The organism is Paenibacillus sp. SAFN-117, assembly GCF_051966115.1.
Classification (GTDB): domain Bacteria; phylum Bacillota; class Bacilli; order Paenibacillales; family NBRC-103111; genus Paenibacillus_L; species Paenibacillus_L residui.
The window spans coordinates 1-1,637 of sequence record NZ_JBQCLK010000082.1; the positions used below are offsets into that span (position 1 = coordinate 1).

General features: G+C 53.1%; 1 protein-coding gene. It reads right to left on the reverse strand.

Annotated elements, in window-relative coordinates; all coding sequences use genetic code 11:
* Positions 1-25: 25 nt before the first annotated feature.
* The gene (locus tag ACTHRH_RS25620; protein WP_440418276.1) at positions 26-1,459 is read right to left on the reverse strand and encodes a transposase; all 1,434 of its coding nucleotides are present in this window, start codon (positions 1,457-1,459) and stop codon (positions 26-28) included.
* Positions 1,460-1,637 lie beyond the last annotated feature (178 nt).

Consider the following 1,637-nt stretch of genomic DNA (forward strand, 5'->3'; position numbering starts at 1 on the left):
CTGGACAGTCAAAAGTTCTACAGCATTAAGAAGCGAGCGAATCGGCGTCAATATCAGTCGTTTCCTGCTTGGATTGGATTATTTTCGTTAGGGATAATTGCGGATTACGAGCAAACAAGCGAAAAATCGACGTGCGCAAATAAGCCATCACCGTGGCCTCGGAAACGACCGTCTTGGGGTGCGTTCTCAAGTAGCGAAAGAACAAGCCCGGAACCCGGCTCGAATAACGGACAGCAATCAGTTGCAATAGCCCCGTGGCGATGCAACTGCACATGACGTAACCTTCAATCGCTTTCACCGTTTGCCGAATGCGGGTTCGTTCCTTTTCATCGGTAACATGCTCGACCGGATGGGATTCTCCCTTCTTGAGATACCGTTTCAGCTTCGGCATAGACTTGCTCCAGAAATGGTAGCTGAATCCACCGATGGCTTGCTTCATTTCGCGGAACATACATTCGATCTTGAAGCGGTATCCGTATAACTCGATGATGTCCGTCGCCGCCAAGGTAAGATCGGTGGTCACGAGAATGGACAGCCGGTCGCCCCATCGGACCAGCACAAAGCGCAGTTCCTGGTACAGTCCTTGCCCCCACAGCAAATCCAGGCAGAGGTACTGAACCGTCTCTTCCTTGCCGTACATCGTCACTGTGGCGGTTTGAAACTCGGACGCGCGGGTTTGGAACAACTCCTTCAGTTTGACCATCGGGCCTTTCTTCGGCGGACGCCCTCTTCCCTTCTCCCGGGTCGGCGGATGCTCATAAGCTACCACATTGGCTTTGGCCTTTGTGACGATGTGCAAGGGCGCGACAGCCGATGCGCTCTTTTCCTTCCATCGCTCCAGCGCGGGAATGGACAGGAAGTACCGATCCAGCAGCAGGATTGCTTTCCCGAACGCTTGGGCGGCCACAAAGCCCTGATCGATCATCTGCACAACATGGGAATCCTGCCGCTCAGCCGGATGTTCCCAGCCGAAGATCGATTTCACGCCATCCTGCAAGTTCATGAATAACGGGAGACAGAACCACTTGCAGGGTGTCCCCATAAGGATGCCGATGGCGCCAAACAGATGGCCGAAAATATACTCGGCTTTGGAGCTGTTCTCGGACTCCTGATGCAGCTTCTTGACGCCGGGCATCCGGCGGGCTTCCTTGGCTTGCTTCATCCCGTCGCCGACGAGGACTACCGCTCCGTTAAGGGAAAACAGTGGGGCTACGCGCCGAACGACATGAAGCCACGTGAGCCGAAGGGATTCCAGCGACCAAGCGGAGGAACGGAAGAAATGGATCAGCGTCTCGTAGCCACGCGGATGCAAGGAGAGATCCCGGATCAGGGTCGTCATCCCCAGATGATCGGTGCGCAGCATCAAACCGACAATGATGACAACGAACCACTCGAAAGTGGCGGTTCGGGAAAAGCAAGCTCGGAATGCAGACAGGACTTCATTCAGAAATTTCAGCATCGTATGGTCAATCGCGACGAAATCGGGTAAACTAATAGAGTAACCCTTTCTGCGATCTGATCTCCTTTCTGGCTTAGGAACCTTAAGGATATCATTCGCCAGATTGGGTTACTTTTCCTGTATGCACCTTTAACCTTTATTCCCATGAATTTTTCGACAAGAACTTTTCACTGTCCAG

Coding starts and splice junctions, on each gene's coding strand:
- ACTHRH_RS25620 (WP_440418276.1), bottom strand. CDS start 1,459: ATGCTGAAATTTCTGAATGAAGTCCTGTCTGCATTCCGAGCTTGCTTT.